Raw genomic sequence first — 9,673 nt, 5'->3', positions numbered from 1 at the left:
GCAAACAAACGCTTTGACTGTTTGGTGATGATGGCGGAAGGGATCCACGCGTTCCCATCTCGAACACGACCGTTAAGCCCTCCAGCGTCGATGGTACTTGAACCGCAGGGTTCTGGGAGAGTAGAACGTTGCCAAACTACATAGGGATCTTTTGGTGGAGCCAAAAGTCTCTCAGCTATGAAAGAGCCTTACTTGGAGTAATCCAGGTAAGGCTCTTTTTTGGCATTCAGTTTAAGGCTACTTAGGAGTTCAGGTAAGGTCACTACTCAATTATCAATAACTGTATTTTCTACGGCTAATTGCACGAATTTGCCCTGAAAAATTGATATAGATGGAAAACCTCCATCTATATCAAGGGAATTCCCCATTTCCAGCTAATTCAACCAAAATTAACTACATAAAATCCATCTAACTCGATAAATCGGCGAGATATCTCAAAATTAGATGGAGTTTTTCCAGTTAATCGTTAGGTTGAATGGTTAAGATAGGACATTTAAGTCAAAGCGTTGATTTAGCATCGTTTTACTGTATATAACAGGACGTATCCTTACTCGATATTTTCACTAAACCAGCTTTACGGTAAGGCTGGAAACGCAGCAGCATCCACAACCGCGGGAGAAGCATCCAGCAGTGGAAGATCGTCAGGTGGATCAGCCAAGTACCAGGGATCCAAGGGTACATGATGAGGATCAAGGCAAGACCAATGAAGAAGAGATGAAGCTGTACTTTGGTAACGAGACGAACGGATGCATTGCCTTCAGGCAGGAAGCCTGACCAGAAGATGCCCCAGCGATAGGACCAACCACGCATGGCCATGCCAATAGTGAAGTGGAAATAAGCGCGAATGAGCAAGGTATGGAAGATGAGCACAAGTGGATAGCTGACTAGTAAGGGGAGCCAATGAGATGAGTCAAATTTGAACAAGACTATTAGAATAAGGGATGCATAATAGAGAACTATTTTATATATAGAATGATAAAATCGCCTCATTAACGTATAGCTGTAAATCGTAGATTGTTTGGATAAATTGGATTCTTGTTTGATTGACATAAAAGAGACCTCCGCGCTGCGGTAACGTGTTATGAAGGTATTATCGGCATCTCCCTGCCAAAATATGAGCATTTAGCTAGTTTAGGAGAATCGAGAATCGGACATACTAGTCATAAAAGATCGTGGGGTGATCATATGGAGGAGAATCGGTTTGGACTATGTATGATTTGTGAGCAACAGCGGGTTGGCGGCATTCATATTGTGACGGCGTTCATATGTGATGAATGTAGTAAGGAGATCGTCAAAACGAGCGTTTCTGACCAGAAATATCCGTTTTTTGTGAATCAGATGAAGAAGGCATTTTACATGGGAAATTCGAGACAGTATATGAATTAAGAGGAGAAGCTTCTTTTATAGAAGCTTTTTTTGTTTTTTTATTGGGAATCCACTACTATAGAAGGGTAAATTGAAAATTGAAAGCTATTGTAGCTGGGGGAGTTTGATCTGTTTGTGCAGCGAAGATTTACATAAGGCTCGAGCCCCGCTTTTTGAGGCTATGGTTGCCCATCACGCTACGAAGTCTGTTAGTCTGCATGTGCCAGGTCATAAATCAGGCCAAGGATTGCAGGAAGAAGGAGCAGACTTTCTACAATCGATCATGTCCATTGATTATACAGAAATAACGGGGCTGGATGATTTGCATCATCCGGAAGGCGTTATTAGGGAAGCGGAGTTGCTCGCGGCAGATTGTTTTGGTGCGGAGGAGACGTATTTTCTCGTCGGGGGGAGTACGGTTGGTAATTTAGCCATGATCGGCGCTGTTTGTCAGAGGAATGACCTTATTCTTGTTCAAAGAAATGTGCATAAATCAGTCATTCATGGGCTCATGCTCGCGGGTGCGCAGGCAATATTCTTAGCGCCAGAGGTCGATGAAGAAACAGGTGTTGCAACAGGTTTACATATCGAGGTTGTTAAACAAGCGATAGAACAGTATCCAAATGCGAAGGCGTTATTTATAACGAATCCGAATTATTATGGTATCGGAACGGATTTGAAGCCTTTTGCTGAGCTGATGCATGAGAAAGGAAAGCTCCTGCTTGTGGATGAAGCGCATGGTGCGCATTTCGGCTTCCACGAAGAGGTACCCCCATCAGCCTTGTCCCAAGGCGCTGACGCCGTCGTGCAGTCTACACATAAGATGCTAACCGCTATGACGATGGGGGCGATGCTGCACGTACAGGGTCCAAGGATCAACCGTAAAGCTCTCCAACAATTGTTGGCGATGCTGCAAAGCTCAAGTCCATCCTATCCAATAATGGCATCGTTGGACTTAGCGAGAAAGCGAATGCATACGGAAGGGCATGCGTGGTTGAAACAAGGACTCCATATCATGAAGGAATTCAGAGAAAAGGTAGAGGCGTTGCAATGTCTCCGTGTCTATCCAAAAGAGCATCAGCAGTCATTCGGCGCGGGGGGCGTCGAAACTATGACAGATCCTTTTAAAATTGCTATTTATGATCCTACCCATAGTATGTCTGGAGCCGAGCTCAAAGAACGATTAGAGGCCGAAGGCTGTTTTATTGAGATGACGGATGGCTATCTGGTTTTACTGGTATTTACGCCTGCTAACTCAAGGGAGGATATGCTGCGTGTAGTCCAAGTTTTAAGCAACATTTGTTTGGACATCATGAACCGTAAGCAGGAACTTCAGGCGCCTATCTCGAATATAATTAAATTACCCACCTACGCACCCATCTCCTCACCAATAAGGTTTGACCATAGTGTCTTGTTTCAAGAGACAACTCAAATGGTTAATATAGAGGAAGCGATTGGGAAGCGTTCAGGTGAGATGGTCATTCCTTATCCGCCAGGTATTCCTTATTTATATCCAGGTGAAGTCATAACGGCTTCTGTAGCTGAGGCACTCGTATTTTTGGCTAGACAGGGCATCAGGTTTCAAGGAACCTATTTTGGACAGACGAACAAATTAACTATATACACAGATCACGAAGGGGCTTCGTGAGGCAGCTAAGCAGGAGGAACACGTGAACGGAATTTTTATTACGTTTGAAGGGCCGGATGGCTCCGGAAAAACAACGCAACTCAAAAAGGTAGCGCAAGAGTTACAAAAGTTAGGACATGACGTGCTGGTTACAAGAGAACCGGGCGGTACTGCAATTAGCGATAAAATCCGCAGTATTATTCTCGATCCTGTGAATGAGGAGATGGTGGATCAAGCAGAGGTATTGCTTTATGCAGCATCGCGTGCGCAACATGTTCACGAGCTTATCCTTCCAGCGCTGAAGGCTGGTCGAATTGTGCTTTGCGATCGATTTATTGATGCTAGTGTAGCCTACCAATCTTACGGGCTTGGCGTTGATATCGAGATGGTGAAGAATATTTCGAAATATGCGAGCTCAGGACTGCAGGCAACTAGGACTTATATGATGGACGTTCCCGTTGAAGTGAGTTTGGAGCGATTAAATCAGCGAGCAGGTGCTACTGAGTTTACACAGCAGTTGGATCGCATTGAGCAGAAAAATGTCGATTACCACAGCAGAGTACGAGCAGGATTCCACCAAATTGCAACCGATCATCCAGAACGAGTCATCATGATTGATGCTAATCGAGACGTAGATCGTATAGCCGCGGATATATGGCAGGATTGCAAACAGTTGCTTGAGGAACATATTTCCGTCTAAAGCGGAAAACCAATTCTTAGTTTATAATATAAGGAGGCATCACCTATGAAACTAGTCGTAGCCGTTGTTCAGGATAAAGACAGTAACCGTCTTTCTAACGCTTTAATTAAGGAAGGGTTTAGAGCCACGAAGTTGGCAAGTACCGGTGGGTTTTTGCGTGCGGGGAATACAACCTTTATGATTGGTACGGAAGATGATCGTGTGCAAGAGGTGATGCAGGTGATTCGAGCAAATTGTAAAATTCGCGAGCAGTTGGTGACACCTGTTTCTCCCATGGGAGGAACAACGGATTCGTACATTCCATTCCCAGTGGAAGTGCAAGTGGGTGGAGCGGCCGTTTTCGTATTGCCAGTCGAACGATTCGAGCATTTCTAAACATAATCAGCTCTACACAAGGATGGATGCGTCTTGAAAATTAACCCGGGGCTGCAGCCCATCGGTAAGAATATTAAAGTTGGTGAGAATGTTCCACCGCCACAGATGGCTCCGCGGAATTTCTCTGACATCATGCAGCAGCACGATGAGAAGTATACGCAGGAACAGCTGACTAAAATGGTACAACAAATTACACTTCAAGGCGATCGTTTGTCAAGAGGCATGACCGTTAGAGCGCTTTTGCAATATAAGCTGCTCATTCGTCAGTTTCTCGAAGAAACAGCTCGTCGAGGTGTTAACTTAAGAGATACGAAGGGCTGGGATCGCCGCGGCCGTTCGAAGCGATATAAGCTTTTGGAAGAAATCGATCAAGAGCTCCTCTTATTAGCCGATGAATTATTGGAGAATGAGCAGGGGCGGATCGAAATTTTGCATCGAATCGGAGAAATCCGAGGTATGTTGATCAACTTGTTATTTTAAAAATATAAGTGTGTAATGGGGCGAAAATAAATGTCCTTCCAAGCTATACCGGGACAAGCAGCAGCCAAACGGCTGCTGCAGAACGGACTACGTCAAGACAGGCTGTCGCATGCATATATTTTTAGTGGTCCTGTTGGGACAGGGCGTTCGGAAATGGCAATCGCACTCGCCAAAGCGATCTATTGTCAGAATGGGACGGATGATGCATGTGGTGAATGTCTGGAATGCCGTAAGGTCGAACATGGCAATCATCCTGACCTTCATATGGTCGCTCCTGAAGGCGCTTCAATTAAGATTGAGCAGATTCGGGAGCTGCAGAAGGAGTTCGCTTACAGAGCAACAGCGTCCGGAACGAAAATATATGTCCTGTACCATGCAGAGAAAATGACGGTACAGGCTGCGAATAGTCTATTAAAGTTTCTAGAGGAACCGAACTCTCGTGTGGTAGCTATTCTAATCACTGAGAACGGAAATGCGCTGTTACCTACGATTCAATCGCGGGCACAGTGGATCCAATTTACACCAATGGCACGTGAGCAGATGGTGCTCACCTTGCTGGAAGAAGGGCTTCCAGCGGCATTAGTACAACCAGCAGCGCATGTAACAGCAGGTTTGCAAGCGGCAAGAGATTTAATTGCAGCAAATTGGTTTGCAGAAATGAGAACCGTAATGTTACAATTAGCGAAGGAGACGCTCACACGTTTCCCTACTTCCATGATTACCGTACAACAGCGGATTGTGAAAACAGAACTTGCGGATCATGTTTCGGCTTTGTTCGACTTATTGATCCTCTGGTTTAAAGATATGGTGCAGTTGCGCCTTGAGCGCAGAGACAAGCTTGTATATAATGACCAGCTAGACTGGATGAGCTCCCTCGCGTTAAGTCGAGATGTCTCGGTCTGGGTGCGTATGATGGAGCAAGCCGTAGATTTACAAAAGCGACTGCGTTCCAATGCCAATTCTCAGCTGGTTATAGAGAAAATGCTCGTGGAGATGCAGGGGGTGTAAGATGTACTCAGTGGTTGGCGTCCGCTTCAAGAAGGCGGGTAAAATATATTATTTTGATCCCATTGATTTGCCGATCGAGAAAGAAAGTGCCGTTATTGTAGAAACCGCACGCGGTGTAGAATACGGCAAGGTCGTAGTGGGCAAAAAGATCGTCAAAGAAAACGATGTGGTTCTGCCACTCAAAAAAGTCATTCGCATTGCGGATGATACGGATGCTGATTTGGTTGAAGAGAATAAAAAAGCAGCCAAGGATGCTTTCCAAACGTGTCATGATAAAATTAAGGATCACAGTCTTAAGATGAAGCTAGTGGACGTAGAGTATACCTTCGACCGAAATAAAATTATTTTTTATTTTACGGCTGAAGGACGCGTCGATTTCCGTGAGCTTGTGAAGGATTTGGCGAGTATTTTTCGGACAAGAATCGAGCTTCGTCAAATTGGTGTGCGTGATGAAGCGAAGATGCTTGGGGGCATAGGTCCGTGTGGGCGAATTCTATGTTGTTCCTCCTTCTTAGGTGATTTCGAGCCAGTCTCCATTAAGATGGCCAAAGATCAGAATCTGTCCTTGAATCCTACGAAGATTTCAGGGTTATGCGGAAGATTAATGTGCTGCTTGAAATATGAACATGATAACTATGAAAGTGCCAAAGATTCGTTGCCGACGGTTGGCCGATTAGTGATTACGTCTTTTGGCAGTGGTAAAGTATTAGGGCTTAATATTAAAGAACGTACGGCAAAGGTTCAATTGTTTGATCTTGGGAAAGCGCTAGATCTACCATTCGATGATGTTGTTGAACAAGAGTAGAAGATCGAGGATCCAAGGAGGCGCTGGCCAGTAAGCATGCATGGCACTAGAGGTGAAAGCGTGGATAAACAAGATATTTTTGGACAAATAGATGGGATCGAAGAACGAATGGGTACCACGTATGCTGAATTAGGTGCCTTGAAGAAACGGATTATTACCCTCATCGAAGAAAATAAGAGATTAAGCATAGAGAATCAGCAACTTCGTAAGCTCATTCGCCAAGAGGAAACGGTGGTTGAGGAGCCGACGAGAGATGCTGAGGAACCGGTACAGCTACCAGGAGCCGGATATGATAATTTAACCCGCTTATACAATGAAGGATTTCATATTTGCAATGTGTATTATGGACACCTTCGGACCGAGGGAGATTGTTTGTTTTGCTTATCCTTTTTAAATAAATAAGACGCTTGGCCGTAGGGGTGTATCCCTTACGGTTTTTTTCCATAATAAGCAACAAAGAGAAAGGAAAGACGTATGAAGCAAGTTTCGTTACAACCAACAGAGCGAATTGATGATTTATTAACATATGATTTGAAAATTATCCAAAGTGATGAAGTGTTCAGCTTCTCGATGGATGCGGTACTCCTAGGGAGGTTCAGCAGTGTTCCGCCTAAGGGGCGAATCGTAGACTTATGTACAGGTAATGGTGTGGTGCCCCTGTTGCTATCAACAAGGACACGTGCGGAGATCTGGGGTGTTGAGATCCAAGAGCGTTTGGCGGATATGGCTGTGCGCAATGCGGAGATTAACGATCTATCGGAACGGTTACATATGGTACAAGGCGATTTGAAAACCATTCACAAGACCTTGGGGCACGGACAATTTGATGCTGTCACCGTAAACCCGCCTTATCTGCCTGTGCCTAATGGGGAGCAGAATAGTAATGCGCATTTTGCAGCGGCGCGTCACGAGATTCATTGCACGCTGGAGGACGTGATTGCGGCAAGTGCTAAGCTAGTCAAAGCAGGCGGTAAAGTCGCCATGGTACACCGGGCTACGCGGCTGGTGGACATCATCTGTCTAATGAGGCAGTATCGTATTGAACCGAAGCGAATTCGTTATGTACACGCACGTGCGGGAGAAGAAGCAATGATGGTGTTGATCGAAGGAATGAAGGATGGCAAGCCGGAGATTCGTACACTGCCGCCTCTGATTGTATACACAGAGAAGGAAGAATACTGCCAAGAGCTGAAAGACATCTACTATGGTGGACGGAGCGCTCTAGAGTTCTCGTAGACAGGCTAACTGTACGATTAATATAAAGTGATGAGGGATTTAACTGTGAGTGTAACGATACAGAAAAGCTACCGAGAGGATTCTAGCGGTGTAGGCACGCTATACCTGGTTGCCACGCCGATCGGCAACCTGGAAGATATGACCTTCCGTGCGATCCGCACGCTGAAGGAAGTGAGCATGATAGCCGCGGAAGACACGCGGCAAACGCGCAAGCTGCTGACCCATTTCGAAGTCGCTACGCGACTGGTCAGCTATCACGAACACAACAAGCAAGCAAGCGGCCCAGAACTCGTCCGCTTGCTGCTTGAAGGCCAGAGCATCGCGCTAGTCAGCGATGCCGGCCTGCCGGCCATATCCGACCCAGGTTATGACCTGGTGCGGATGGCCGTAGACGAGGGCGTGCCGGTGGTGCCCATCCCCGGCGCCAATGCGGCCCTGTCGGCGCTGATTGCATCAGGCCTGCCGACAGAGCGATTCGCCTTCGTCGGTTTTCTCCCTAGGGAGAAAAAGGACCAGACGAAGTTGCTTGAAGGGCTGCAGCATGTGCAGGACACACTGCTGTTCTATGAATCGCCGCACCGCGTGGAGAAAACACTTCTGCGCATGGCGGAAGTGTGGGGGGCGGAGCGCAGGGTTTGCCTCGCCCGCGAGTTGACGAAGCGGTACGAGGAGTTCCTACGCGGCACGATCGCAGAGTGCCTCGCGCACTTAGAGCAGTACCCGCCGCAAGGCGAGTACTGCGTGATAGCTGAAGGCGCATCCGACGCGGCCGTGCAGGAAGCGGCCGATGGCTGGTGGGAGGCGAAGTCGCTCGGCGAGCATGTCGCCCACTACGAGGATCGCGGAATCGATCGCAAGGATGCACTGAAGCTGGTTGCTACCGATCGCGGATTATCGAAGCGTGATGTATACAATGCGTTGCTGGAGCGTTAAGGTGCCAAGCAAGGAGTAAAAAAGAAAAGGAGCTGTCCCACGCGTTACGGATAAACGAAAGGTTGTGGCTTGGCGAACACAGGTTGTGACGACCGATTCGGTGTTTAGATGTATAAACTACAGCTAATTTACTCGAATCTGATGTATTTTCGGGATTAGATGGAAAAAGTACATCTAATTCTTAGGAGAATTGAAGAATCGAGCCAATCGAAGGGATTTACCTACAGGAAATCCAGTTAATCTTTGGAATTCGAGAAATCGACTTTAAATAGATGGAGAATATCCAGTTAGATTGCGGGAACAGGTTTCTCTTTCATCCGCCAATAACGAAAAGCGAAGCTGTTTCTAAAAGTCTAAATTGACCTTTGAGACATCCTCTATCCAACTACCATATCTAGGCTTGCGAATTTCATGATTTATGTAAGAATAGGTGTCTTCTATCTTCTAAGGTCTATACAAAAAAAGATCTCTAACCCGTGGCCGAAGCCAACAAAGTTAGAGATGAAAGGAGATATGAAAAAGGTTAGAATTACCAATAGGATAAGTGCTACTTCTATTATATACTACTTTTCTTATTTTGTCACAGGTGTTGGCATTTCTGCTAAACAAATATGACAAACAATTTTTCCTTTGAAGTACGATACATTCTCCGCATTGCCACAGAAGATACAAGCTGGCTCATATTTCTTCAACATGATGCGCTCACCGTCTACATATATTTCCAAAGCGTCTTTCTCGCCAATACCCAACGTGCGGCGCAACTCGATTGGAATAACAACGCGTCCAAGTTCGTCCACTTTTCTAACAATTCCGGTAGATTTCATCATATATATAAAACCCCTTTCGATTTTATCAATTTTTTATCAATATCGTCATGTTTCGACATTTGCTTATGACTTATGATACCAACGATTCCCAAAATAGTCAACCATATTTTCGCTGAAAACGAGTAGTTTTATCCCTATTTTAATTATTTGTGTAACGAGGTAAAAAACGAAGATGGCGCTATCTACAAGGGGTTGTAAGGATTATATTACGCGCTTTTCAAATGCCTATTTAATAAGAGATACTGGAAAATAGGCGATTGAGATCTGCATAAATTGGAATTTGAAATTCGACAATAATCGACATTGAAAAAGGTTTC

The 9,673-nt window shown here is 45.5% G+C and carries 12 protein-coding genes and 1 rRNA gene; 11 read left to right on the top strand and 2 right to left on the bottom strand.

Annotated features, from left to right (window positions below):
* The first annotated feature begins 20 nt into the window (after positions 1-20).
* A 5S ribosomal RNA gene (gene rrf, locus GC096_RS07080) occupies positions 21-137 on the top strand.
* A gap of 385 nt (positions 138-522) precedes the next feature.
* Here rrf and GC096_RS07075 read toward each other — a convergent pair.
* Positions 523-1,050 carry a hypothetical protein gene (locus tag GC096_RS07075; protein WP_171629540.1) on the bottom strand — a complete coding sequence of 176 codons (528 nt, stop codon included), beginning with the start codon at positions 1,048-1,050 and terminating at the stop codon, positions 523-525.
* Positions 1,051-1,185: 135 nt separating this feature from the next.
* Here GC096_RS07075 and GC096_RS07070 point away from each other — a divergent pair, with 135 nt between their 5' ends.
* From GC096_RS07070 to rsmI, 10 genes are all read left to right on the top strand, one after another.
* A complete protein-coding gene (locus tag GC096_RS07070; RefSeq protein ID WP_056618046.1) occupies positions 1,186-1,386 on the top strand; it encodes a sigma factor G inhibitor Gin in 201 nt (66 codons plus the stop codon).
* Positions 1,387-1,498: 112 nt separating this feature from the next.
* Complete coding sequence (locus GC096_RS07065; protein ID WP_246302619.1) at positions 1,499-3,013, top strand: aminotransferase class I/II-fold pyridoxal phosphate-dependent enzyme; 1,515 nt, start codon at positions 1,499-1,501, stop codon at positions 3,011-3,013.
* Positions 3,014-3,035: 22 nt separating this feature from the next.
* Entirely contained in the window at positions 3,036-3,692 is a 657-nt protein-coding gene (gene tmk / locus GC096_RS07060; protein ID WP_171629539.1) for a dTMP kinase, read from the top strand.
* A 45-nt stretch (positions 3,693-3,737) separates the two neighbouring features.
* On the top strand, positions 3,738-4,067 hold the full coding sequence (gene darA / locus GC096_RS07055; RefSeq protein WP_056618038.1) for a cyclic di-AMP receptor DarA: 330 nt from the start codon (positions 3,738-3,740) through the stop codon (positions 4,065-4,067).
* Between the two features lie 33 nt (positions 4,068-4,100).
* Positions 4,101-4,547, top strand: coding sequence for a YaaR family protein (locus GC096_RS07050; RefSeq protein WP_171629538.1), 447 nt, complete (start codon positions 4,101-4,103; stop codon positions 4,545-4,547).
* 30 nt (positions 4,548-4,577) lie between these two features.
* Complete coding sequence (gene holB / locus GC096_RS07045; RefSeq protein WP_171629537.1) at positions 4,578-5,555, top strand: DNA polymerase III subunit delta'; 978 nt, start codon at positions 4,578-4,580, stop codon at positions 5,553-5,555.
* A 1-nt stretch (position 5,556) separates the two neighbouring features.
* Positions 5,557-6,360 carry a PSP1 domain-containing protein gene (locus tag GC096_RS07040; RefSeq protein WP_056618027.1) on the top strand — a complete coding sequence of 268 codons (804 nt, stop codon included), beginning with the start codon at positions 5,557-5,559 and terminating at the stop codon, positions 6,358-6,360.
* Positions 6,361-6,420: 60 nt separating this feature from the next.
* On the top strand, positions 6,421-6,762 hold the full coding sequence (gene yabA / locus GC096_RS07035) for a DNA replication initiation control protein YabA (RefSeq protein ID WP_171629536.1): 342 nt from the start codon (positions 6,421-6,423) through the stop codon (positions 6,760-6,762).
* 72 nt (positions 6,763-6,834) lie between these two features.
* Complete coding sequence (locus GC096_RS07030) at positions 6,835-7,596, top strand: tRNA1(Val) (adenine(37)-N6)-methyltransferase (protein ID WP_171629535.1); 762 nt, start codon at positions 6,835-6,837, stop codon at positions 7,594-7,596.
* Positions 7,597-7,641: 45 nt separating this feature from the next.
* Positions 7,642-8,529 carry a 16S rRNA (cytidine(1402)-2'-O)-methyltransferase gene (rsmI, locus tag GC096_RS07025; RefSeq protein ID WP_312886209.1) on the top strand — a complete coding sequence of 296 codons (888 nt, stop codon included), beginning with the start codon at positions 7,642-7,644 and terminating at the stop codon, positions 8,527-8,529.
* 572 nt (positions 8,530-9,101) lie between these two features.
* On the opposite strand, the gene GC096_RS07020 is transcribed toward rsmI, so the two are convergent.
* A complete protein-coding gene (locus GC096_RS07020) occupies positions 9,102-9,356 on the bottom strand; it encodes an AbrB/MazE/SpoVT family DNA-binding domain-containing protein (protein WP_028557356.1) in 255 nt (84 codons plus the stop codon).
* Positions 9,357-9,673: the final 317 nt, after the last annotated feature.

The organism is Paenibacillus plantarum, assembly GCF_013141695.1.
In the GTDB taxonomy this organism is placed as follows: Bacteria; Bacillota; Bacilli; order Paenibacillales; family NBRC-103111; genus Paenibacillus_E; species Paenibacillus_E plantarum.
The sequence above is the reverse complement of the archived record's forward strand: the minus strand, read 5'-3'. Positions and strand labels throughout refer to the sequence as shown.